Annotated in this window: 25 protein-coding genes; 2 read left to right on the top strand and 23 right to left on the bottom strand. The window is 49.2% G+C overall.

The annotated features are described in order from the left end of the window. Together PsW74_RS29940 and PsW74_RS21395 are read right to left on the bottom strand one after the other, a co-directional pair. On the bottom strand, window positions 1-1,035 hold a 1,035-nt coding region (locus PsW74_RS29940), incomplete at its 3' end, for an ABC transporter substrate-binding protein (RefSeq protein ID WP_275505983.1). Window positions 1,036-1,620: 585 nt separating this feature from the next. Continuing rightward, window positions 1,621-2,064 (bottom strand): MerR family DNA-binding transcriptional regulator, encoded by a 444-nt coding sequence (locus tag PsW74_RS21395; protein WP_057466043.1) that lies wholly within the window; start codon window positions 2,062-2,064, stop codon window positions 1,621-1,623. Window positions 2,065-2,516: 452 nt separating this feature from the next. On the opposite strand from PsW74_RS21395, the gene PsW74_RS21390 reads away from it, so the two are divergent. Together PsW74_RS21390 and PsW74_RS21385 are read left to right on the top strand one after the other, a co-directional pair. Next, window positions 2,517-2,729 (top strand): SlyX family protein, encoded by a 213-nt coding sequence (locus tag PsW74_RS21390; protein ID WP_057466042.1) that lies wholly within the window; start codon window positions 2,517-2,519, stop codon window positions 2,727-2,729. 263 nt (window positions 2,730-2,992) lie between these two features. Then, window positions 2,993-3,673, top strand: coding sequence for a GntR family transcriptional regulator (locus PsW74_RS21385; protein ID WP_063288353.1), 681 nt, complete (start codon window positions 2,993-2,995; stop codon window positions 3,671-3,673). Window positions 3,674-3,724: 51 nt separating this feature from the next. On the opposite strand, the gene PsW74_RS21380 is transcribed toward PsW74_RS21385, so the two are convergent. The 21 genes from PsW74_RS21380 to PsW74_RS21280 all read right to left on the bottom strand — a co-directional run bounded on the left by PsW74_RS21380 (window position 3,725) and on the right by PsW74_RS21280 (window position 22,132). Further along, a complete protein-coding gene (locus PsW74_RS21380) occupies window positions 3,725-4,021 on the bottom strand; it encodes a hypothetical protein (protein ID WP_208988087.1) in 297 nt (98 codons plus the stop codon). Between the two features lie 64 nt (window positions 4,022-4,085). Next, window positions 4,086-4,577 carry a flagellar basal body-associated FliL family protein gene (locus PsW74_RS21375; RefSeq protein ID WP_057466040.1) on the bottom strand — a complete coding sequence of 164 codons (492 nt, stop codon included), beginning with the start codon at window positions 4,575-4,577 and terminating at the stop codon, window positions 4,086-4,088. Between the two features lie 6 nt (window positions 4,578-4,583). Next, a complete protein-coding gene (locus tag PsW74_RS21370; protein WP_063288352.1) occupies window positions 4,584-5,036 on the bottom strand; it encodes a hypothetical protein in 453 nt (150 codons plus the stop codon). Further along, complete coding sequence (locus PsW74_RS21365; RefSeq protein WP_063288351.1) at window positions 5,037-5,531, bottom strand: rod-binding protein; 495 nt, start codon at window positions 5,529-5,531, stop codon at window positions 5,037-5,039. It abuts the gene before it with no gap. 60 nt (window positions 5,532-5,591) lie between these two features. Next, on the bottom strand, window positions 5,592-5,996 hold the full coding sequence (locus tag PsW74_RS21360; RefSeq protein WP_063288350.1) for a hypothetical protein: 405 nt from the start codon (window positions 5,994-5,996) through the stop codon (window positions 5,592-5,594). A gap of 4 nt (window positions 5,997-6,000) precedes the next feature. Next, on the bottom strand, window positions 6,001-6,756 hold the full coding sequence (locus PsW74_RS21355; protein WP_208980745.1) for a flagellar biosynthetic protein FliR: 756 nt from the start codon (window positions 6,754-6,756) through the stop codon (window positions 6,001-6,003). After that, window positions 6,753-8,834 carry a flagellar biosynthesis protein FlhA gene (flhA, locus tag PsW74_RS21350; RefSeq protein ID WP_063288349.1) on the bottom strand — a complete coding sequence of 694 codons (2,082 nt, stop codon included), beginning with the start codon at window positions 8,832-8,834 and terminating at the stop codon, window positions 6,753-6,755. Before flhA ends, PsW74_RS21355 begins: the two co-directional genes overlap by 4 nt. A 143-nt stretch (window positions 8,835-8,977) precedes the next feature. Continuing rightward, complete coding sequence (fliQ, locus tag PsW74_RS21345) at window positions 8,978-9,244, bottom strand: flagellar biosynthesis protein FliQ (RefSeq protein WP_063288348.1); 267 nt, start codon at window positions 9,242-9,244, stop codon at window positions 8,978-8,980. A gap of 23 nt (window positions 9,245-9,267) precedes the next feature. Then, on the bottom strand, window positions 9,268-9,768 hold the full coding sequence (flgD, locus tag PsW74_RS21340; RefSeq protein ID WP_208981850.1) for a flagellar hook assembly protein FlgD: 501 nt from the start codon (window positions 9,766-9,768) through the stop codon (window positions 9,268-9,270). Window positions 9,769-9,779: 11 nt separating this feature from the next. Continuing rightward, complete coding sequence (gene flbT, locus PsW74_RS21335) at window positions 9,780-10,223, bottom strand: flagellar biosynthesis repressor FlbT (protein ID WP_063288347.1); 444 nt, start codon at window positions 10,221-10,223, stop codon at window positions 9,780-9,782. Window positions 10,224-10,238: 15 nt separating this feature from the next. Further along, window positions 10,239-10,586: a flagellar biosynthesis regulator FlaF gene (flaF, locus tag PsW74_RS21330; RefSeq protein ID WP_063288346.1), complete on the bottom strand. Its 348-nt coding sequence runs from the start codon at window positions 10,584-10,586 to the stop codon at window positions 10,239-10,241. 39 nt (window positions 10,587-10,625) lie between these two features. After that, window positions 10,626-11,705 (bottom strand): flagellar hook-associated family protein, encoded by a 1,080-nt coding sequence (locus PsW74_RS21325; RefSeq protein ID WP_082830665.1) that lies wholly within the window; start codon window positions 11,703-11,705, stop codon window positions 10,626-10,628. A gap of 2 nt (window positions 11,706-11,707) precedes the next feature. Beyond that, complete coding sequence (gene flgK / locus PsW74_RS21320; RefSeq protein ID WP_063288345.1) at window positions 11,708-13,150, bottom strand: flagellar hook-associated protein FlgK; 1,443 nt, start codon at window positions 13,148-13,150, stop codon at window positions 11,708-11,710. Window positions 13,151-13,160: 10 nt separating this feature from the next. Further along, entirely contained in the window at window positions 13,161-14,390 is a 1,230-nt protein-coding gene (locus PsW74_RS21315) for a flagellar hook protein FlgE (RefSeq protein WP_063288344.1), read from the bottom strand. An 89-nt stretch (window positions 14,391-14,479) separates the two neighbouring features. Next, complete coding sequence (locus PsW74_RS21310) at window positions 14,480-15,055, bottom strand: transglycosylase SLT domain-containing protein (protein WP_063288343.1); 576 nt, start codon at window positions 15,053-15,055, stop codon at window positions 14,480-14,482. Beyond that, window positions 15,012-16,385, bottom strand: coding sequence for a flagellar hook-length control protein FliK (locus tag PsW74_RS21305; protein ID WP_063288342.1), 1,374 nt, complete (start codon window positions 16,383-16,385; stop codon window positions 15,012-15,014). Before PsW74_RS21305 ends, PsW74_RS21310 begins: the two co-directional genes overlap by 44 nt. Further along, the gene (locus PsW74_RS21300; protein ID WP_063288341.1) at window positions 16,385-17,623 is read right to left on the bottom strand and encodes a hypothetical protein; all 1,239 of its coding nucleotides are present in this window, start codon (window positions 17,621-17,623) and stop codon (window positions 16,385-16,387) included. Before PsW74_RS21300 ends, PsW74_RS21305 begins: the two co-directional genes overlap by 1 nt. Continuing rightward, window positions 17,623-19,344, bottom strand: a complete 1,722-nt coding sequence (locus tag PsW74_RS28970) for a flagellar motor protein MotB (protein WP_063288340.1) — start codon at window positions 19,342-19,344, stop codon at window positions 17,623-17,625. Before PsW74_RS28970 ends, PsW74_RS21300 begins: the two co-directional genes overlap by 1 nt. A gap of 5 nt (window positions 19,345-19,349) precedes the next feature. Beyond that, window positions 19,350-19,982 carry a hypothetical protein gene (locus tag PsW74_RS21290; RefSeq protein WP_063288339.1) on the bottom strand — a complete coding sequence of 211 codons (633 nt, stop codon included), beginning with the start codon at window positions 19,980-19,982 and terminating at the stop codon, window positions 19,350-19,352. Beyond that, on the bottom strand, window positions 19,979-21,661 hold the full coding sequence (fliF, locus tag PsW74_RS21285; RefSeq protein ID WP_063288338.1) for a flagellar basal-body MS-ring/collar protein FliF: 1,683 nt from the start codon (window positions 21,659-21,661) through the stop codon (window positions 19,979-19,981). The genes PsW74_RS21290 and fliF overlap by 4 nt, the downstream gene beginning before the upstream one ends. A 135-nt stretch (window positions 21,662-21,796) precedes the next feature. Next, on the bottom strand, window positions 21,797-22,132 hold the full coding sequence (locus PsW74_RS21280) for a hypothetical protein (protein WP_063288337.1): 336 nt from the start codon (window positions 22,130-22,132) through the stop codon (window positions 21,797-21,799). Between the last annotated feature and the right edge of the window lie 180 nt (window positions 22,133-22,312).

Here is a 22,312-nt window from a genome sequence, read left to right as displayed (position 1 = left end):
AACGATTTCGTTGTTGTAGGACCACATTGTCGGCGGGATTGGGTTTTTCGCGATCTGACCGACACCCTGGAACACAGCATCCAGAATAGCCTGCTTGTTGATAGCCATGTTCAGCGCTTTACGCACTTTTGGATTATCAAACGGTGCCTGCTGGGTGTTGTAGGCCATGTAGCCAACATTCAGACCTTCCTGTTGCAGAAGGGTGACGTTTGGATCTTTGGACATTGCATCCAGGTCAGCCGGGTTTGGATATGCCATCACCTGACATTCACCTGCAGCAAGCTTTTGATAGCGCACAGATGCATCTGGTGTGATTGCAAAGACCAGATTGTCGAGTGGCGCTTTGCCATTCCAGTAATCAGGGTTTGCTTTATAGCGGATCAGAGCGTCTTTCTGGTAGCCAACGAGCTGGAAAGGACCGGTACCAACTGGCTTCTGATCAAAGGTGTCCTTGCTGTTCACCATTGCGTCTGCGTATTCAGCAGACTGGATGGAGGCGAAGTCCATTGCCAGGTTCGCAATCATTGGTGCTTCTGGACGGGTCAGCTTGAATTTGACGGTGTAGTCGTCAATCTTTTCAATGCTGTCGATCAGGTCAGGCATGTCCATGGCGTTAAAGTACTCGTAGGTACCGCCAGACACGTTATGATATGGGTTTTCTTTGTTGCCCTGACGGTCGAATGAGAAGATCACGTCATCGGCATTGAAATCACGGGTTGGTGTGAACCACTTTGTGTCGTGGAATTTTACCCCCTTGCGAAGGTGGAAGGTGTATTCCTTGCCATCCTCAGAAACTTCCCAGCTTTCAGCCAGTGCCGGAGCAACTTCGGTTGTGCCAGGCTTGAACTCCACCAGCTTGTTGTAGATCTGACGCGAGCTTGCATCAAATGTGGTGCCTGCGGTGTACAGAGAGGGTGTAAAGCCTTCCGGAGATCCTTCAGAACAGTACACGAGAGTTTTTGCCATTACAGGGCCAGCCACAACTGCTGCTGCGAACAGGCTACCACCAAGCAAGAGGCTTTTTTTCAAGGACATTGGTATTCTCATTCCGTTTTATTGCTTGTTCCAGTTGTTCTTCAACACTGCTTATTGCTGCAGTTTATTCAGGGATTTTGGCTTTGAGAGACTACTCCGGCAACGGAAGGATGGAAGGCCGTCTTCTCCACATAAAGATGCATGACGCGGTTTCCCTGCGAGATACATTCTTCAGGTTTTTCGATTTCGGCTTGCACGTAATTCCGCGACGAGATTACCCACTCATAGCTCAAACCAAATCAACGACATCGCACAATCATATGCGATTAATTCTTCGATGGTCGATTTTAGAACATTAAGTTTCGTTTCTGACTTCGGAAATAATTAAAAATTTCAGAAGCACTGTCTAATCGGTACGACTACCTAGAACTGCATCCTCAGGTTGTTTTATTCCTTCTTACTTACCTGAAATTACATAGGTATTCTTACCACATATTTGCGGTGTCGTAATTATACTTTAGAATCGAACTTGATTATTTAAACAGTTTTCACACAATACTATCAGTAGCTTATACGAGTTCAGACCTGCAGATACGCGTATTGCGTGTCACACAAGCCTGTTATCCAACTGGTTTTGGAGTGTTTTTATTCTTCTGAAAGCTTAGCCATACATTCGTCATGTATGGACTGGATTTCGGAGATCGTGACTTCCAGCGCTTCTTTTCTCGCGCTCAGCTCCTTCAGCACTTCCCCGGTTCGAGAACCAAGGTACTCAAGCTGCTGGCGGTGCCCTTCCCCGTGCTGACCATAAAGGTCCAGGAAGTGTTTGATCTCGGAGAGAGAGGAACCAATCGCTTTACCGCGCAGGATCAACGCCAGGCGCGCTCTGTCTTTGCGGTTATAGATACGCACACCATTGACGCGCTGAGGTGAGATCAGACCTTTACTCTCATAAAACCGGATGGATCGGGTAGAAATCTCAAACTCTTCAGCCAGATCGCCAATTCCAAAAAGTTCCTGATCGGCGTGACCCGTTTCTTTTTCCGCTTCCGCGAGAGGGTTCAGCGTTTCTTCTCTTCTCTCAGACATGCATCCCCCTAACATTGAAGAACTTGATTGACGTTACCTAACGTCGCCGTAAAGCATTACCATAACGGCGACACTATATCACCAAATTGTCATTGCGTTTACGGCTTCTCGTTTTCTTCCTAATCTTTACCTATAGGATAACCAACAGAAATCAACACAAATTGCAATTAGCCAGATAGGTAATATTGCGAGATATCGATAGCGCCTTGTAAAAAAGAACGGGATAAACCCACAAGAGATGCCATAGAACATCCGTATCCTGCGTGTTTTTGAATTTTTATTGCGCTGCCGCATTCCCCAGACTTGACAAGTTTGAGGTTTTGGAAGACCCCTGCCCCTACGACGCCTACTGAAGCAACTTGCCTTTGGCTTAGGTCATTTCAGTTATTTGTATGCGTATCCTCTTTTGCGAACCGACTGGCTCTTCAAGGAGATACGCTCTAGGATAAGTTATGAGTAAGAGTCTTGAGGAACGGGTCGACGAACTGGAAATGCATATCGCACACCAGAACGAAACGATCGAAACACTCAATGATGTGGTCTCCAATCAGGCACAGGTTCTTGACCGACTCGTCTCAGCAATGGGACAGATGAAGGACCACCTGCTTGATATTCAGGATCTGGTTGAACAAACACCTGCGAACCAGAAACCTCCACATTACTGAGCAAACAGGCTTTTCCTATACTAAGAGGAAACTATTTTCCTGCTGAACATCAGCAAAGATAGGTATACTCAGGTAAGGGGAAACCTGATATTAAGAGATGACAGGTCTGCTGTGCTTGAACGCAGGCCCTTTTTTCGTGGATCACTCAACGTTACGAGAGTGAACAATACAATTTTCTGTTCCGCCGCCTATAAGGGCTGCCACTGCTGTCCTTTTTTGAACAGCACCTGAGAACAAAAAAGCCTGGATGAGAAAGAAACCCAATGGCTATTGAGCAGATACTGGCGACCCATAAAAAGGAGAGCCTTGCCGATAAAGCTTATCGTCTGATTGAAGAGCTGATCGTCAACCTTGACCTTGCGCCTGGCATGGCGCTGACTGAAGGTGACCTTTGCGAACGGACCGGCATCGGCCGGACTCCAGTGCGCGAGGCCATCAAACGCCTTTCAACCGAAGGGCTGATCGTTATTCGCCCGCGCAAAGGCCTGTTTGTTTCTGAGATTGAGACTTCCGAGTACGTTCTGGTTCTGGAAACCAGAAAGCCTTTGGAGCAGCTCCTCGTCGCTTCCGCCGTGAAGCGTGCGACTGCAGAAGAGCGCGAAGCTCTGCACCAGTGTGCTGAAGAAATCCTTGCGCAGGCCCGTGCAGGCGATGTGAAAGGCTATCTGCGTGCAGATAAGGTTTTTGATGAAGTGCTCTGTGCCGTCTCTCGGAACCCGTTTACAGCTCGCGCTGTGGCTCCGCTGCAGACTATGAGCCGCCGGGCCTGGAGTGCTTTCCGCGGTGCTGAAAAGCTCGAAGATTCTGCTATTCGCCATCATAAGCTTGCTGAAGCTTTGGCAAACAACGATGCAGAGAAGGCAGAAGCGGCAGCTGTCGAGATGATGGACCATCTGACCAACTTTGCAGTCAAGCAAGCTGAAAAGACTGGCGACAACGCCTAGGTTCAGAGATCTCAATCAATAAGCAAAAAGCGGAGCCTGTGCTCCGCTTTTTTATTGCTCAGTTTTTGGCATTTTAAAGGTATCGATCCGGGCGTTGCGCCCGCTTGCCCCGAGCAGAACCAAGTATGGTTGATCTGTTTGAATTACCGGTCGCTTTGCACCGTAAATGCCTGAGAGCCGCAAACGCACCTCACCGTGAGATGTCATTCCCGTAACCATCCCCGCAGACATCTGAGAGAGCTTAATAGGAGCGTAAAGGATCTCGTAGGAGGGAGGGGCAGCTCCAGGGCGCATGACGACCACAGCGTTGGCTTTGATATCACGCCCCTCGTCCTGTACGTCGACCACTCCAACGGCTCGGTGCAAAATTTTATACTGGCAATTCATCTAGATAATCATCATCGTCGATACATTATGAAGCCGCTGCCTGTTTGGCAGCATTTTCAACAATGTTGTCCCTCAAACTCGCAGGCACATGGAATGTAAAGTCCTGAATGAGGACGTCCTGCACGATATCTGTCGCGAAGCGTTCGTTGACGCGGTCACGGACCTCGTCGGTCAACTCCTTCAGGTCAGATTTTTTTAGCTGGGCGAACTCTTTGTCAGCCTTGCTGTAAATGATACGGAAAGCTTCATCGACGATGAACGCATGAGGTGGAACCGCCAGCTTTGCAAGCAGTTCACTATCAACCGTGAACACAAACTGCGCCACAATATAACCGTGGATCTTGCCATCTTCGAGCACCGGAACGTTGATGGTCGGTGTGCTTTGATAATCCAGTCCTTCCAAATGCGCATTCTTTTGCAGCATCGGATCAAAGTCGGTCTTGTACAGAGCTGTAAAGTAGGCTGCACCGACGGTGACGAGACAGATCCAAACTCCGGTTACGAGAACTTTCAACATACGTTTTTACCAGCTTCCAACCAGAGATTCATAGGTGCCATCAGAGTCATGATCCTTCATCACTTGTGACAGAAGACCAGATACTTCTTTGACAGCATTAAGCTGGGTCGACAGCAACTTCATATTAACTGCAAGCTTATCCTGAAGTTCCTGAAGCCGGACAACGATCTCGCTTGGCAAGTTTTCAGGGCCAACTGCCTTGCCCGCCATATCAAGATCAAGCATCGCGCGGCCTTTGAGATAGGCGCTCTCTTCCAGATCAATATCGCCTTTGCCGATCAGAGCTTCATTTTCAGTCGACAGCAGCTTGTCTACACGTCCGATACTTTTTGAAAGAGCAATGTAGTCTTCCGGCAAGATGTAAGCGTCGGTGTCATCAAGCTGCCCAGTATCCTGAACCACTGGTTTTTCGTCATGTAAAACCAGTTCCTTGTGCTCACTGTCGATCATCTCAGACATTTATGCCTCTTGCTTTGGGAGAGTTGGACGAATGGTATCTGGCAGGAGCATTTCTGCCAGACCAAGAGAACCTGTTTTGGCGAGTTGGTTCGCGAGCTGCTCCGCCATCAAGCCTTTCCACATGGTGCCCGCTGTCCCGCCGCCATAGACGTTTTCAGTCTCCTTTGGCAGCATGGATTTTACGAAGGTCTGCAAGACAGCACTTTCCAGCTTCTCACCGAGATCAGCTGTCTCAAGCTTCTTGGAGTAGCGGTTGGCCATTGATTTTAAGCTCTCAATGCCCTCCTGCCCTCTTGCTTGAGCCGTGCCGGATGCATTGTCAGCTTCCGCCATAAATCTGGAGAAGCTGCTTGAGGCCCATGATGGCTCAGAGACAGGCAAATCCTTTGAAACGACGGCGGGAGCCTTAAGAGAGCGCGTGGCAGCTCTGACCTCAAAAGGGTCGGCTTGATTTATTACGTCCAGAACAAGATCGCTGACAGGCTGAATGGCCATGAGCACTCCCACTAGTCAAAAGAAGGCATATATAATTGGAAAGACCCTAATTTCTCAGACTTATCTGGGCCTGACCTTCTTAGGCGCCGCCTGTAGCTCGGCGATTTCCTGAAGCTGCTTTTTCTCTTCGGTCCGGTGATAAGACACCAGAGCTTTGCCATGATGTTTTTCGGTCATGGAGGTCTGCCGCTTCTGATCAAGCAACTTGCCGAGCAACTCGCCCTTGTGCTTTTCCTTCAGAGACTTATTTCTGTTATTGGTCTCCAGACGCCTGGAGATCGCCCGGTTCATCACTTCACGCAACTCCCCTTCATGACGTCCCCAGTGGCTAACCAACTCCTCGCTCTCTTCGTCGCACCGTTGAATTTCGCTATCAAGAACCGCGATGTCGTATTTGATCATCTGCTCTTTTTGTTCCTGAACCTTCAAAATGCGCCGGAGGCGTGTGATGCGTGCTTTATCCATGGCTTTACTGCAATACCAACCAGTCGCCGAGCCCTGCATAGAACAGGCGCAACAGCTCAGTTATGATCTGCCAGAGGATGAAAAGTCCCCCCATCATAACAACAGGCAGTGCTACAAAGTAGACTGGCATCTGAGGCATCAGTCTGTTGGTGAGGCCCAAGGTCAGGTTCACAACAACACCGTAGATCAAAAACGGACTTGTGATACGCAATGCCAGCAACAGGCCCTGCATCAGCTTGGTTGAGAACTGATCTACCGCTGCTGCGGGAACAAATTCCCCCCCCACCGGAATTGTCCGATAGCTCTCGGCAAGTCCAACAAAGACATCAGCGTGCGCACCAGTGATAAACAACATGGCAGTTGCAGTGAGCGTAACCAAAGATGCTAACGGTGGTAGCTGCTGAAATTCTTCGACAATAGTGACAGGCTGGTTGAAGCTGGAGGCATTCGCCGCCGCACCAACCATCATCTGAAGCATGCCGAAGAAGGCTCGTCCGAATGCTGCGATCAACAGTCCGATCAACAGTTCAACAAAAATGATGCGCAGCAACTCATCCAAAGGCGCAGCTGAGATGATTGGCTCAACCACCTCCAATATGAGAGGAGAGATCGCCAGGGTTGCAGATATTGCTATAAACAAGCGAACACGGATCATCACACGTGGCGACGAAAAACCCGGCATGGCCATGAGGCATGCTCCGACGCGGCAAAAGACCACGAAGACACTTAGGATTGCCTCAGGAGCATTTTCCAAGGTCACGAAATTGATCCCAATGCCTCGATATCAACGCCGCGGGCCACTTCCATATGAGAGAGAATTGGCAGTGCGGGGAACATACGTTCAGTGATCATGCGCACGTACTGACGTGCTTCCGGAGCAACGACGACAGCAAATCGCTGACCTGAAGAGATATGCTCTCGAATAACTTCAGCGCTGTCTTTTGCGAATTCTTCAACCTGCGAAGGCTCCATATCGAACTCAATGATTTCACCATTTGCGTCGCGGCGAAGTGCCTGATGGAATGCAAGGTCCCAGCGGTTCCCCAGACGGAGCACTTTGAGGCTCCCATCTCCGGCAATATCACCACAAATTTGTGTCGCCATGCGAATGCGCACGTGATCAGCAATTTGCTCAGGTCTGCGTGCATGAGGTGCGATCTCCGCGATCGCTTCCATGATCAGTGACAGATTTCGAATGGAGATACGCTCTGCAAGCAGCAGCTTAAGCACGGCCTGCAAGCCAGAGTATGAGATATGCTGCGGGCAGATATCATCGATCAGGCGTGTGTAAGCCGGATCAAGGCGATCTAACAGCTTACGCATATCTTTATAAGAGAGAAGCTGCGACAGGTTATTTCTGATCACTTCAGACAGATGTGTCAGCACAACTGAAAGGTTATCGACGGTCGTATAACCTTGACGTTTTACTTCATGTTCAAAAGCGGTCGGGATCCACATAGCCTGCATACCAAACGCAGGTTCGCGGGTTTCGGTTCCCGGAAGAGCTGGCAGCTCCCGATTGCCACCGATCACCATCAGTTCACCAACTTTGATGTTCTCAGAAGCGACAATCGTACCGTGGATACGAAACTCGTAACTCTTCGGCTCCAGATTGAGATTGTCCGTAACCTTGATCTCTGGAACCACAAACCCGTATTGCTCAGCAAACTTCTTACGCATCTTGTTGATGCGGTTTCCAATTTCAGGCTTTGCGGCCAAAAGACGGGCTGTGAGCTGCTTGCCAAGACGCATCTCAATCTCAGAAAGTTCAAGACTGTCCTTCACGGACTCTTTCTTGACTTCCTTCTGCATCTCAACTTTTTGCAGCTCGGCTTTCGCGAGCTCCGCCTTGGCTTCCGCTGCCCTTTTCGGAATAACGTAGGCAGAAAACCCAAGCACACCGCTCAAGAAAACAAACGGCAGGAATGGAAGCCCCGGAAGCAGCGAAAGTAATAAAAGCAGCAGTGACGCGACAGCGAGCGCGCGCGGATATCCAGCCAACTGCCCCATTACAGCTTGCTCAGCTGACCCTCTGGTCCCACCTTTCGAGACAAGAAGACCTGCTGCAAGAGAAACGATCAGCGCCGGAATCTGCGAAACAAGACCATCACCAACAGACAGCTTCGTGAAAACGTCGGCAGCTTCAGCTAAGTCCATGTTGTAGCGTGTAACGCCAATAACGATGCCACCCAAAATATTCACAACGGTGATGATCAATCCAGCGACAGCATCACCGCGCACAAACTTTGAGGCACCGTCCATGGCACCAAAGAAGGAGCTTTCCTCTTCCAGCTCTGCACGTCTGTGCTGCGCTTCCTTGTCATCAATCATACCAGCAGACAGATCGGCATCAATCGCCATCTGCTTGCCGGGAATACCATCAAGGGTAAAACGTGCACCAACTTCCGCGATACGACTTGCACCTTTGGTGATCACCAAAAAGTTCACCGTTACAAGGATCGCAAAGACGATGAGGCCGATGACAAAGTCACCGCTCATGACAAACTGAGAAAAGCCGTTGATCACATACCCAGCGGCGAGCGGTCCTTCATGGCCGTTTGCCAGAATAACGCGCGTTGTCGCAATATTCAGCGCAAGCCGAAGCATGGTCGCGATCAACAAAATGGTTGGGAATGAAGAGAACTCTAAGGGACGCTGGATCCAAAGCGAAACCATCAAGATCAAAACCGATAATGCAACTGATATTGCAAGACCGAAATCGATCATGAACGTCGGCATGGGAAGAAATAGCACAGACAGAATGAAGATAATTCCGACTGCAAATCCAATATCACGTTTGCTGTTTGGAGCAGCAATTCCCGTCACTGTCTGAGACATTCGCACCCTTCAATTCGGTATAAGCATACTGCGCTACTTAGGCCGAAACATTGGAGAAGGAAGCTTGTGTGAGGGTGGTCTGGAGGGAAATCAGCGTGAGCTATCCCCTCCTTGCTTATTGCGGCAAACCTGAAAAAGAAGGTTTAAAACCCGTATTCGATCCGTCCGTAGACCATCTCGGTCAACGAGAATATCTGGGAGCCGATATACGGGCCAGTCATGGCAATCAAAATAAAGATCACAACAATCTTCGGAATGAACGTAAGTGTCATTTCCTGAATTTGTGTGAGCGCTTGAAACAGAGCGATAATCAAACCAACAAACATGGCCCCACCAACGGCGGGACCAGTTGCTGTAATCACAGTCCAAATTGCGGTACGCACAATATCGAGTGCATCTGCCTCATTCATTGCTTTATGATCTCACTTCACCATTAAGATGTAGCATCAGACTCGTCAGGAGTGTCGGTATCAGCAGGGGTGTCGGTGTCAGTCGTCGCAGCAGGTGCAGGACGCGAAATCTGAATACCAGGCACCAGAGCCACTTTTGTCCCGTCTTCCAACGTTGCAATCGAGCCATCTGTGAGGATCTGAACGGACTTGATTTTACCCGTCATGGTTTCCGTACCATCCGCATTCGGCACTTCCACCGTCGCACCGATCAGATTATTGGCCTGATTGATGGAATTCTGCTGAAGCATGGATGTCAGATGCGAGTTCGTTTTAGTGGACTGCTCCACAGCGGAGAACTGCGCCAACTGGCCCATATACTCAGCAGTATCCAACGGATCTGTCGGATCCTGACTCTTAAGAGACTCCATGAACAGCATTAGAAACGCATTGTAATCTAAGTAAGCTTGCTCACTGCCCTGCGGCTTGAAGACAGGTTCATTGTTTTGAGTAGTATTTGCGGAAGATACTGGATCAACACTCATGTTTTTGTCCTTTAATTCTCGCCAACTGCACGAGCGAACGGCATAACAACTGTTTCGGGCTGATCATCCTCTTGCTTTTCGGACCAGATCGCCATCTCGATCTCAAAAAGCTTCTTCAGCGTGCGAAGTGCATCAAAATAGCGTTTCTTTTTGATCTGAGCTTCAACAGTCGCAAGCCCCTCAAGAAGTTCAGTATTTTCAATTGCCATATGGATAGATGCAAGCATTAAGAGAGCTCGCTGAAGACTATCCATTTCCGTCTTAGGATCAATCAGCGCAGTCTGAATATAGAAATACAACTGACGCAGAGGAGTCGTCGTATCTTCTGGCTGCATAACATAAGCTTCGAGAAGAAAACTCGCGTCATTCAAAAGCTTCACCGAAGTCTTCTGTTCAAATGACAGAACAGCACCATTGATGAAGACCTTCTCACCCGCTTTTAAGTGCAAACGCATTGGATATTCCCTCGCTCAACTCAAGCCGTCACGAACAAGCTCGTTGATTTCAATAAGACTATGAAAATCATCGGAGTTTCCCGACCTGATCAAATCAGCCTGCTTCACGCACCAAATTCCGATTGAAATTAGATCAGCCCTTAACTCGGCAGGAAGCGCGTTTTCAGGATTACCCAGATCGTCGATTAGAATACTCCACAGTCGATGGACTGAAGTTAATGCTTGTGCTGCCTCATTAGAGCTACTTCCAGCATCTTTAGCTGCTTGCAGTTGTGCAACCACCAGTGAAAACAGTTCACGCTCCTGCCCTCTTCTGTCTTCAGAGGAGTCTTCAAGCGTTTCAGCATAAGACATTTGATACATTTAGCACTCCCAGCGTGTTCTAAAAATTTCTCTAAACACCTACAAATACTTCAATATATTCAGGTCTTTGATTTTAGCAGTGATTGCGTAAGTTGCCTCGAGTTGTGTCTGTGCGAGGCTCAGCTCAACAGCTGCTCGGTTTTCATCAACATTTTCCAAGTCGTTGATGCGCACATTCAAAACGTCTCTCTTAGCAATGACGTCAGAATTCGTCCGCTCAACATTCGTTTTAATTGCACCGTTTTGTGCTTCTATAGCAATCGTCTTATCGACACCGCCGTTTAGGCTGTTAACCGCACGATCAGTAATAAACTTCTCAGCTTCAACATTGAGATCTAGTTTTCCGAACACCGCAACAATCGAAAGCCCCTCGGCTAATTCTCCAAAAGCCTTCTCATTTGCGGAACCTGATCCAGTTGTTGTGACGCCATTTTCAATCGTCGAAGTCATTTTTTCATCAGTTGCGGACGACCAGTGGGTTGTCCAGTCAGCACCGAATATGTCTTTAAAAGCTGGACTTTCCAGGAAAGTTTCCCAATCCTTGCCCAATGGATCACCTGAGGCAGGAATAGAAGCAGTCGCAGGATCATCAATTCCATAACCGAAATAGTCGTCAAACACCTTTTCGATCTGCTCTTCAGGCCCTAATGGGACAGGAGCACCTGGTGACTTAAACTGAAAATCAGTAGCCGGAGCAGTCCCGGTGTTAATTCCACCGAAAACAAAAACCCCACTCACATTCGTATTGAGAGAGTTGGTCAGTTTATCTAATTCAGTATAAGCGAGATTGGAGGCAGTTTTTAAGTTGTTCGAGTTGCTTTTCAGCGCAATAAGATCTGATCTGAACGTTGAAGCACTGTTGTGCATATTATCCAACGCTGTATCCATTACGTCCAGTCGCGTGACCAGCTGCCGATTTGTATCCAACTGACTTTCCAGCTGATAAAACTCAGAGCGAAAAGAAGCAGCAGCTCCTGTCTGCGCACCTAATGTCAGGCCCATATCAGCGTGTTTTTTGGACGCGTTTTCGATAACAGCTTTATCTAACCGCGCTCGTTGATCGATAAGATAGTCAGACAGACGAAGTGAACTTGATAATGTAGAAACTGAATAAACCATACTTATCTTACTGCCCCCAGCAGCTCCTGGAACATTCTATCAACCGCAGTCATCAACCGCGCCGAAGCGGAATAAGCCGTCTCGATCGTCAAAAGGCGCTGCATTTCTGTATCGATGTTAACGCCTGTTTTATTGGACAACATTTGTGCGTTCGAATTGAAAGCAGACGCATCAAGAGTAGAACTCTCCGTTGCCATTTTTCGTTCAGCACTAAACCAACTTACGGTGTTGGCCGCAAAATCTTTGAGTGTAGAAGTTGGATTAACACCTGATGCCGGATCGAAAGTACGCTCTTGATTGAACGCTGTTTCGTAACTCTTCAGAAGATCAGAATACCCAGCATTATCAGCAGTGTTATGTTTGTAAGTTGCACCGTTGATTCCGCCATCACGCAGGAGCTTTACATCTCCACCTTTGGCTGGATCGACTGCACTGTTCACCTCTAAACGACTAACAAGATCACCGGCGCCTACAACAAATGTAAACAGACCATCACCAACCCCTGCAGCGGGAGCTGGCTCATGTTCCTGGAAGATATCAACGAGTGCTTTTGCGGTTTCATCGAGCTGCGTTTGCATTGTTACAAGCGCATCATCACGAACTTTCGCATACCCTGCTATCGCTCCGCCAGTAACAGGTGCAGTTGCACCTGGGCCTGCGACGGCAATACCATCCACGAGCACATTCTTACCGACCTCTCCCGAACCTAACGAAAGAGAAGTATCAAATGAGACTTCGCGAGGACTTTTCTCAAACAGAGTGATGCCGCTATCGGTATAGACAGCCACACCATTGTTGTCTTGATCGAGAACTTCGATACCAATCTCTTCAGAAAGCACCTTCAGCATTTCATCGCGCTGATCCATAAGCGCATTCACGTCTTTACCAGCAGCAGATCCCGATACGATCTTATTATTCACCCCTTCGAGATCGGAAAGGATGTTATTAATATTATCGACTGCACGCCCCATTGCAGCATCAGCTTCAAGACGTGTGCTTTTCAGACTTTCTGCTGACTGCTTAATATCATTGACTACAGCATTTGCAGAATTGATTGCTGACTGACCAAGAACCTGATTTGATGGATCGTTGCCGTACGCAACCAATGCCTCATTCAATGACCCTACGCTCGAAGCAACACTCATACCAAATGGCACTTGTCCAGAAGGATTGAGCTGATCAAGCATATTTGCATATGAACCAGAAGCGATTGCAGCACTCCCGCTTTTCAACGTTGCTTTAAATGCAGCCTGATTCACCATGCGAGAAGCATGAGAAACGTAAACAACCGAACCTGTGTCGGTTACAATATTCTGAACTACCGCTTCTTGCCGCGCATAGCTTGGATTATTGACATTAGCGACATTACGTGACGCAATTGCCATCTCAGCTGAGCGAGCTGCGATGGACGATTGCGCCGTGAGCATTGCAGAAGTAAGAGACATATCGGAGCCCCTAGCGCAGGTTGTTCAGTTCTTGGAGCAACTCAGAGCTTGCATTGAACACCTTTGTGTTCGCGCTGTATGTGCGCTGAGCCTGAACCATTTCTGTCAGTTCAGCTGCAAGATCAACGTTTGACCCTTCAACAGCACCGGAAAACAAAGAACCGAAACCATTATCACCAGGGAACCCAATAGCAGGATCACCAGATGCATCGGTAGCAGCGTAGACATTACCGCTCTTTGCTTGAAGCCCATCAGGGTTCGAAAAGTTCACAATCTGGATTTGGTCAAGGAGTTTTTCCGCACTACTACCGTAAACGCCGAATACACGCCCATCGGATTCAATGCGAATAGTTTGAATAGTTGATGGCGAATATCCGTCAACATCAATTTTGTTTGGGCTAGATTTATCACCAGCGGTCACTGTCTTACTCAAATCAAGTGTAACCACTTCACCGTTCGGCACCTTGAAGACAAAATCCGTTGGCGAGCCCGCAGCTAAATTCCCGTCACCATCAAACTGCAAAATCACTTCACCAGGAGCTGCTGGTGTCGGAGGAGTAGTTGGATCTATCTTGTTACCGTCTTTATCCGTAGCTTCGACCAGCCACGTTGAGCTAGTAACATCACCAGTCACAGGATCGGTCGATTGGTCCCGCTTTGTATAAACAACATTAATCTTAACCGCATTACCGTTCTGATCAAACGTCGTAATAGATGTCCGATAGTCACCATCAGGAACACCGGTAGTTGGGATCGCCGCTGGCGCTGGTGTACTGGATGCCAAATTGACACCTAACTCACCTTGAGTACTCGCTTGCCAAACTGGCGTACTAAGATCAACAGTAACGGGCGCACCGCCCGCTGAGAGCAGCTTATAGCCACCTGAGTTCACCATTTGACCGTTCTTATCAAGAACGAAGTCGCCAGCGCGGGTGTAATATGTACCACCCTGCGAATCTTCTACCTGAAAGAAACCGTTGCCGTTGATCGCGAGATCAGTACCACGGGAGGTGAAGTTGAAGGCGCCTTGTTGGCGGACGGATTGAACAACGGTTGTGTTCACGATGCCGGATTCGTGACCTGAGCCGCCGCCAGAACCGACCAAAGACGAGAATGCTGTTTTGTAGCGTTTGTAGCCTACGGTGTTCGCGTTTGAGATATTGTCTGCGACAGTTGAGAGTTTGTTCGACTGCGCGTTCATACCTGACACGCTGGTATTCATAATTCCGTAGAGGCCCATGGTGTGCTCCTGGCTACATCAATTGCAAAATTAACTCGTGGCAGTAAAGCTTGTTAATCTTGTCTGAGCCTGACCCGAAACCTGTTGAATTATTTACAAAATTTTAATGAGTTCGGCGTCCAGCTCCCGTAACCGGACGCGACGATATTTTTGATCACGCGGCATACATAACGCTTTTGTGCAGGGTTGTTGTTTGGCCCGGCATGGTACCTGGCGACGGCCATGGTCCAGCTCTTCTCACGCTGCTTCAACTCAGAGAGAAATCTTGCTGCATAAGCAACATTTTGCGAAGGATCGAGCATTGCACGGAGATCGGAGAACTTACTGAGATGGTAGTAAATGTTGATCTGCATACAGCCAACATCAATCAGTTTCACACCCCGATTTCGCGATCTCTTAATCGCAGCGAGCGCTTCTGTTGCGCTGTCGGCGAAGTAGGCCTTGCCAGCAATATTGAGAGCATAGGGATGTAATGAGTTTTTGCGGCCTGTCTCAGTCAGACCAACCGCATAAAGGATCCCAAGCGGCACGTTGTATTGCTGTGCTGCTTCCTGCATCTGACGCTCACACAGGCGGACGGCCTTCTTCTTTCCAGCCGCCTGCGCAGAGAGTGCTATCAGACTACAAATAGATGCCGCTGCGAATATCTTGAGCGTCCGCTTCATTCTGCCCTACCCCGGCATGATCCGCATGTGGTTGGTCCTCCCAGTTTTGCTGAGCCCCAGCTTCACCGCTATCTCCATCAGAGTTCTCTCCCCGACCGAACCGTTCCTGATTTTGCCCAGGCTGACGCATTTGATCAGAGACTTCCTCTTTGAAATTGACGGTGATGTTTTGTGTCTCAGTGCGATAACCAGCATCTTGCAGAACACGTGCCAATGCCTGTCGATCACCCTTCAGCATATCTGCTGCTTCCCGGGTGTTCGTGACAAGAGAGATTTCCAACTCACCACCGCGCATTTGGATATTTGCACGAACAGCACCAAGATTGTCCGGCCGCAGCTGGATCTCGAGCGATTTAACAGGCTTTGCCGCTTTTGCATCAGCAGCTTGAGCTGCCAACTCCTGAGCTGTATTTGCTGCAGATGCCGCCTGAGAGAGTTGCTTGGACAAAGCACTGGCGACCTGTTGCGCAGGACGTCCCAACTCAGCAGGTGGAAGATGTGTCTCAAGACTGACCACTTTAACTTCACCGCCCACTGCAGGCTTGCCAGCATTTTGGTTTACAGAGGCGTCTGGTTGCGATTTGCCTTGCTTTAGCAGAAAGTCAGCTGATAGCTGCTTAGCTCCAGTTGCGTTTCCTTCTGCCTGAGGCAAATTGATTGCACCGCTGCCTTCAAGCTTTGGGCCAGCATTAGCAGACTTAAGACTGCTTACTTCTGAGGCACCCTGCCCCTGAGCAGTTCCGCTCGTTTTCGCGGTACCCGATTTCGCATCGGCTTCGCCGTTCAAGGCCTTCAACTCTTTTGAGCTTAACGCGTTCAAGACCTGAGCCATCGTCCCATCTCGACTGGTGACGGCGGATCCGGTCATATTAGCGAGGCCGGTTACTGAACTCATCTGCAATCCAGCTTTTTGCTCAGCTGTCATTGCTGCATTAACGACAAGCTGCTTGGCCAACAACTCATCCGTAAGCAATTCTGCAGCGCTTGAAGCCTTTTGAGCGGCTTCAGCCTCACCTTTCGCAACAGTATCGTCAGCTCCGTCGGCGTCAGATGAACCTGCGCCAGCCTTTTTCAAAAGGTCTTTGAGAGCTTCTGAAGCATCAGTATCGCTTTTATCAGACTTACTCTCTGTTGATGCAGATTTTGTATCTTTTTTCTCGTTAGAAGTATCTCGACGATCCGGGATTTTTTTGTCATCGCGAACTTTATCGATGACCTTATCAAACCCGTTCGATGGGTCATCTTTTTCGGCACGAGCGAAATCTTTACGAGTATCTGCTGCATCTTTAGCAGAAGCACTACGATCTACATTGGGAAGAGTTGCATTCATCAAAACTCGGCCTCTTTCAGTGCTTCATCTGCATCGTTTAGTGCGTTTTTAAATGGGACTAACACATTAGTGTCATAAAGCTTCTCATCCAGCCCAACGTGTGGAACGTAAGGGACATACTCGGAGGCAGCAGGCGTTTCTGGCTGTGGCCATTCTCGAATAGTATTTGCCATAGCGATTGCAGCAGCCTGGATCAATTGGTTACCCGCACTTAAATCTGCAGCCTTTACCTCAACCAAACCGGAGATTGCCTGTTCCCATTCTTCACCAGAAGCTTTGGCAGCAGAAAGATAAAGCTTGGCTTCGCTCACACGCTCTGCATCATCTGAATTCAGCTCAAGAAATGCGGCGCTACCTTTAACTGCAAAAGCGGTATTCCCACTGATCAAAGCAGCTTTGGCGAGGCGAAGGAGAAGGATGCTTTGAGATTCCTCGTCAAACTCCGATACCAGTTGGAACACGCGGTCCCACTCATCTTCTTGCTTCAGGTAATCAGACCCGCTGATCACATCAGCGACCGTGTCCCGAAATTCAGAGGCAAATACAGAGGAGCTATATTGGAACAGATACCGACGAGACAGTCTCTCGAACTTTTCTGTATCACCCAGCTCTGCAACCATTGGCGCTTGCCTGCGCAATGCGCTCTCTTCCACAAGCGTCCCAGGCATCATCAAGCGCGCAAGATCAAAATAACGTTGTGCGCCTGCCGGGTCATTATTGGAAATCAAGATCGCCTGCGCCAGAGCCACCTGACCTGCAACAGCTACCGGAAGCGTTATTGGATCGACCTTTAACAACAAGTTCAACGCCATTTGGCGATTGCCTTGCGAGTAGGCCATGGCGCCGGCAAACAGGTTTGGATCACCTGTAAACTTTACACCCTGAACCGCAAGCTCCTGAAAAACCGATCCAGATCCACCACTGAGCATAAATGACACAGCAGCACGCGAGTTTTTCTCCAACTTCCAAATCTCAGGATCCAGGCGAAGGAACCGACGACCAATCACAATGAGAGAAGGTTGCAGCAAGTTGTAAGCTTCCAGATTCCCCTTAATGATCTCATCTTGAAGAATCTGCAGCTCCAGAACCATTAGATCAGGATCCGCTGTTGACACCATCTGGGCTGATGCTGGCTGAAGGTTCATCGCAACAGGACTTGCGGCTAAAATCAGTGCAGTGGTCAGTAGTCCAGATCTCAGGAGCGAAGTTCCAGCTTTTCTTGCAGCGCTAACCAGCATCAAGCCTTCCCTTTCATCAGCATAATTTCAATGCGGCGGTTCTGAGGAGCGTATGGCTCTTCGACGTCCTTCAGACGGCGGTCTGCATAGCCTTCAATGCCTACGATACGATTTTCATCCAAACCACCCCGAGTGAGCATGAAATAAGCCATGTGGGCACGAGCCGTTGACAGACGCCAGTTGTCGTTGCGCTTGGATTTGAATGGCCGTGCATCTGTATGGCCGCGAATGACGATCTCACCGTTCTCTTCTTCAAGAACCTTCGCGATCTGCTCCATCGCTTTCACAACATCCGGATGAGGCTCAGAGGACCCGACGGCGAACATTCCAAAGTCGTCATTGTCCATGATGCGGATCAGAACGCCATCTTGAGAGTGGGTGAATTCAATGCTCGCTCCGGTTTTCATTCCTTCAAGCGCTTCACCAACGGAGTTCGCCAGAGAGACCAGCTGTTTATTGCCTTCGTCGTCCTCATCATCACCAGATTCGGACTTCTGAGATGGCTCTATAGGCTTTGCGGCAGGCATTACTGCAACAGCTTCAAGCTTGGCATCAGCCGGTTCAACTGGCTCTGTAACAAGATCAGGCTGTTTTATATCAACCTTCATGCTTGCGTTTTTCTGAATTTCCTCAGCGTCTTCGATCAGTGTCGGAACATCCTGCTCAGCATCGTCAGCGGCTGCTGTTCCTGCTTTCACTTCAGCGAAAACAAGGCGCGTCATCACAGCATCTTCGCCATCTGCGTCTGCCTGACTCTGAGCAAGCTGCTTCAGAATTTCTCCCTCGGCAAAACTCTCACCTTCACCGTCTGGAGCATCACCGATTACAATCACTGAATTCTCAGCGGACGCCTCGCCCGAAACTGCCGGAAGGTTCTTACCTCCACGCGCCAGTTCGGAAGCTTCTTCCAAGACTTTGATTTGCTCTGCGGTCAACTCATTCGCCGGAATACCTTCTTCTTTTTCATGAAGGATCGGAATTTGAGCAAGTAAAGGGGCATTGCCTGGCAGCTCATCTTCTTGCCAACCAGAAGGATCGAACGGATCGCGGAAACTGGTTCCGTCAGCCAAACCTTGTCCATCCGGATCACGGTTAGGAAGTGCGAAGAGAACTGGGGTCTTCGCCATCTTGAGCGAGCCTAAACCACCTGTGCCAGGGGAGCCGTCTGTCTCGACAGTAGATTCTGCTTCTGCAGCGAGCGCAGCAAGGATTGCATAAGGATTGTCAAAAAGCTGCGCTTCACTGTAGCGGGCATCACGCTCATAATCACGACTAATGGCATTGATTGGCTTAACACCACCATCTTCCGCGTTTGCACCAGCGAGTTTTGAATTCTCACCGGTCTCGCGATCGGAAACAGGTTCTGGCCTGTTCGCACCACCGCCCGATGTAGGGCCTTTCTTTTCGATACCGCCAGCGCCAACGGGTTTGCCGTTGTCTACACCCTCTTCACTCTCAAGAGGAGACGGTATTTCTTCAGGGTCCCGAATACCTTTAGGACTTGCGGTAGAATCTACTAATTTGATCGGATTGAAGTAGCTTGCAATACCGCGCTGTGAAGCCTCATCAGATGCATTAACCAACCACATGAGAAGGAAGAATGCCATCATCGCCGTTGCAAAATCTGCATAGGCAATCTTCCAAACACCTGACTTAGGGACGGTGATCATGTCGCTGTTACGCCTGCGAACGATAATCAGTTCTTGTGGTTCCAACGCCATGGCTACTACTCTCCCAGCGTACTGCGAAGCTCCTCGCACCATTCCGATAGGCCGGTGGAAAGCGCCATGTCAGACACCTTCACCACAAGATCAGTGCTGGAGTTTTCAGAAAATTTAATTGTGTTTGAAAGTTCGCCAGTTTTTTTACCGAACAAATCAAATAAATGTTCGGGCCCAGTTACCTCAAGCACGACTTCAGGCGTTTCAGAGAGTTGTCGACGTACGACCTGCACCAATGAGGTCACAGCACGATCCCGTGCGCTCTCTTCGATAAACGGAACCAGAATTTCGGAGACTGACTTAGACAGCCTGTCTTCAATTTCGACGAGAGACTGCTGAAAAGCTTCCTTTAACTTCTCGCCCTCCCCTTCTTTGAATGCTTTTTCTCGCTCGATCAGTTCAACGTCTAATTCTTCACGCATCTTCTTGACGCGCTCATCTGCACCCGACTTGGCAGCTTCTTCTCCCTCTGAGAACCCATTTTCATAAGCCTCGAAGACACGGTTAACCCAGTCCCCACCTTCGCCATACCCTTTCGGAAGCATGGAGATCACTTCCTGCATATCCTGAAGGTCTTTGGTGGTAACGCCTGTATCTGTCGTAAAGTCTGCTAGATAGTCGTTGATGCCGCGTGTCATCCAGCACGCTCCTGATCATACATCCACTGCTTCAGAATGATTGCAGCCTGCATGTCATCCATCTCGACAGCACGCTCAAGCTTGCGAAGATTATCACGGTTTACAACGGTCGCATCAACGCCTTCACCAGACATGCCGTCCCCGTTTGTGTAATCTGGCAACTGGCCATCTTCGCCTTCAATCTCACCATCACGAACAGCGTTGGAGTTGGCACCAACTGGCAAACCTTCTTCAACCTCTTCAGATTTTGGAATAAGGAAGGCGACAGCTGGGCGCAGACCGAACCAGATAATCATCAGCGTAACAATAAGGATTGCACCAGCGTTGACCACTGATCCCATATTGCGTATCAACACATCCTGCCAGGTTCGCTCTGGAATAGCGGCAAGCTGCTCACCAGCCAGCATAAAGTTCACGGCAGAAACAGAAACCTTATCGCCACGCGCGACATCAACACCGGCTGCTGTTGCGATAATTTCTTCGATCTCTTCGACCTTTTCGGTCAGATCTGCTTCGGCACCATCAACAACAGCATCGCCTTTTTGCCCCTCGACACGACGCGCTAATTCTTCAACAAGGCGATCACGATTCACAAGCACAGCGATACTCATGCGATCAATGCGATAATCATCAAAGATGGTTTCAACTGTACGTGAGGAAATTTCGTAGTTCGTCAGTTCTTCACGGCGTTCATTTTCCTCTGAAGAACGCTCACCGGATTGTGATGAAACAGCTTCCTCAGGAAGGTTTTGCTCAACAGTGGTTGGATTTTCCAGACTTGCATTTTGGGCACTCGCATTTTCGCGCACAACGCGGAAAGATCGCTCAACACGCGTCTCGGGATCATAGGAGGTTTCGGAAACCCTTTGATTGTCTGTATTCACAGAGGCAGAAACACTGACCTCAAAGTTGTTTACACCGAGATAAGGCGCCAGCGCCTGGCGGATCGCATTTTCCTTACGCGACGCCAAGTCGGCTTCCAACATTGCCTTACGGCCAGTGGACGCGCTTTGCGCATCTTCACCAGCAGCAAGAAGCTGGCCCTCAGTATCAAGAACTGTCACAGCTTCTGCGGTAAGACCCGGAACTGCAGCCGCAACAAGGTAACGAATAGATTGTGCAACCGAGTTTGTCTGAACACCCTCGGTGCGAATAAGAACGGACGCTGTTGGCTTTTGGTTCTCGCGTCTGAACGTTGCTTTTTCCGGAAGAACCAAATGCACACGAGCAGCTTTAACGCCCTGCATACTTTGGATTGAGCGAGCAACTTCACCTTCAAGCGCACGGACTTTGGTCACGCTCTGCATAAAGGATGTCAGCCCCAGGGAACCCATCTCATCAAAGAGCTCATAACCTGCACCCGATCCGCGCGGCAGACCCTTTTCCGCCAGCAGCATACGAGCGCGAGCCGTTGCGCCAACACCAACGGAAATCGACGTACCGTCTGCATTTACATCAAACGGAACACCGCTGGCCTGCAACGCCATACCGATCTGAGTGACATCATCCCTCTCCAGGTTAGCGTAGAGAACTTCCTGTTCCGGACGGGACAAGAGATATGCTGCTGCGCCAATCGCAACAAACGTAAATAACCCAATAAAAGCGAGCACCATCAGGCGCTTTGCACCTAACTCGGCCAGATTACCATAGATTTTTTCGGCGTTTTCACGAGCTGCCATTGCGACCTCTGCAGGTGTATCAATGGCGCTACCTTCGCTTTTCAACCTTGCGCGAACGTGATCAGGATTTACATTGGGCGAAAATCCACGGTTTCTCCGAGGCAATACAAGTTATTTCGAAGAAAACCAAGAGTATCAGGTATATGCGTCTGCGTGGGTGATGCGCTGAATACTCGGCAGACCATTTACAGTCAAACCACAGCCCTGCTCTTTTAAGCGCTTGCTCACCCGATCAGCCGTTGCATTGATTGCTACAATCGTATTCGCACCGCACTCGATTTGACGAAGCTGCCCTTCTTGCTCAAAAAGCACATCCCGCGCCAGCGCAACAACAGAACTCCAGAAACGCTCATTGCCCCGCAATGCAAACGTCAAGCCTTCGAGCTTCTGCTCAGATGTGAGCACGGAAAGGTCAACCTGACCTGCTTCCTGATCTGCCAGCCTGGAGATATTCAACTGATTACTTAACATCAAGCACCGCACAACTCAAAACAACCAACACGAGACAAAGCTTAAGAAAGCTTATCTCAAATACTGGTATATTTTGTCGAACTTGCGCTAACCTGACTTGTAACAATTTTATCTAAAATTTTATCATAACCAAAAACAAAGGCCCCGGCTACAAACCGGGGCCTCAAAGCTTCTAAGGTT

The organism is Pseudovibrio sp. W74, from assembly GCF_001623085.1.
Classification (GTDB): Bacteria; Pseudomonadota; Alphaproteobacteria; order Rhizobiales; family Stappiaceae; genus Pseudovibrio.
This window is presented reverse-complemented; position numbering and strand designations above follow the sequence as displayed.

What these genes read in the sequence shown, in the direction of transcription:
- PsW74_RS21395 (WP_057466043.1), bottom strand. Translation starts at nt 2,064, where the DNA reads ATGTCTGAGAGAAGAGAAGAAACGCTGAACCCTCTCGCGGAAGCGGAA.
- PsW74_RS21390 (WP_057466042.1), top strand. Translation starts at nt 2,517, where the DNA reads ATGAGTAAGAGTCTTGAGGAACGGGTCGACGAACTGGAAATGCATATC.
- PsW74_RS21385 (WP_063288353.1), top strand. Translation starts at nt 2,993, where the DNA reads ATGGCTATTGAGCAGATACTGGCGACCCATAAAAAGGAGAGCCTTGCC.
- PsW74_RS21375 (WP_057466040.1), bottom strand. Translation starts at nt 4,577, where the DNA reads ATGTTGAAAGTTCTCGTAACCGGAGTTTGGATCTGTCTCGTCACCGTC.
- PsW74_RS21370 (WP_063288352.1), bottom strand. Translation starts at nt 5,036, where the DNA reads ATGTCTGAGATGATCGACAGTGAGCACAAGGAACTGGTTTTACATGAC.
- PsW74_RS21365 (WP_063288351.1), bottom strand. Translation starts at nt 5,531, where the DNA reads ATGGCCATTCAGCCTGTCAGCGATCTTGTTCTGGACGTAATAAATCAA.
- PsW74_RS21360 (WP_063288350.1), bottom strand. Translation starts at nt 5,996, where the DNA reads ATGGATAAAGCACGCATCACACGCCTCCGGCGCATTTTGAAGGTTCAG.
- flhA (WP_063288349.1), bottom strand. Translation starts at nt 8,834, where the DNA reads ATGTCTCAGACAGTGACGGGAATTGCTGCTCCAAACAGCAAACGTGAT.
- fliQ (WP_063288348.1), bottom strand. Translation starts at nt 9,244, where the DNA reads ATGAATGAGGCAGATGCACTCGATATTGTGCGTACCGCAATTTGGACT.
- flgD (WP_208981850.1), bottom strand. Translation starts at nt 9,768, where the DNA reads ATGAGTGTTGATCCAGTATCTTCCGCAAATACTACTCAAAACAATGAA.
- flbT (WP_063288347.1), bottom strand. Translation starts at nt 10,223, where the DNA reads ATGCGTTTGCACTTAAAAGCGGGTGAGAAGGTCTTCATCAATGGTGCT.
- flaF (WP_063288346.1), bottom strand. Translation starts at nt 10,586, where the DNA reads ATGTATCAAATGTCTTATGCTGAAACGCTTGAAGACTCCTCTGAAGAC.
- PsW74_RS21325 (WP_082830665.1), bottom strand. Translation starts at nt 11,705, where the DNA reads ATGGTTTATTCAGTTTCTACATTATCAAGTTCACTTCGTCTGTCTGAC.
- flgK (WP_063288345.1), bottom strand. Translation starts at nt 13,150, where the DNA reads ATGTCTCTTACTTCTGCAATGCTCACGGCGCAATCGTCCATCGCAGCT.
- PsW74_RS21315 (WP_063288344.1), bottom strand. Translation starts at nt 14,390, where the DNA reads ATGGGCCTCTACGGAATTATGAATACCAGCGTGTCAGGTATGAACGCG.
- PsW74_RS21310 (WP_063288343.1), bottom strand. Translation starts at nt 15,055, where the DNA reads ATGAAGCGGACGCTCAAGATATTCGCAGCGGCATCTATTTGTAGTCTG.
- PsW74_RS21305 (WP_063288342.1), bottom strand. Translation starts at nt 16,385, where the DNA reads ATGAATGCAACTCTTCCCAATGTAGATCGTAGTGCTTCTGCTAAAGAT.
- PsW74_RS21300 (WP_063288341.1), bottom strand. Translation starts at nt 17,623, where the DNA reads ATGCTGGTTAGCGCTGCAAGAAAAGCTGGAACTTCGCTCCTGAGATCT.
- PsW74_RS28970 (WP_063288340.1), bottom strand. Translation starts at nt 19,344, where the DNA reads ATGGCGTTGGAACCACAAGAACTGATTATCGTTCGCAGGCGTAACAGC.
- PsW74_RS21290 (WP_063288339.1), bottom strand. Translation starts at nt 19,982, where the DNA reads ATGACACGCGGCATCAACGACTATCTAGCAGACTTTACGACAGATACA.
- fliF (WP_063288338.1), bottom strand. Translation starts at nt 21,661, where the DNA reads ATGGCAGCTCGTGAAAACGCCGAAAAAATCTATGGTAATCTGGCCGAG.
- PsW74_RS21280 (WP_063288337.1), bottom strand. Translation starts at nt 22,132, where the DNA reads ATGTTAAGTAATCAGTTGAATATCTCCAGGCTGGCAGATCAGGAAGCA.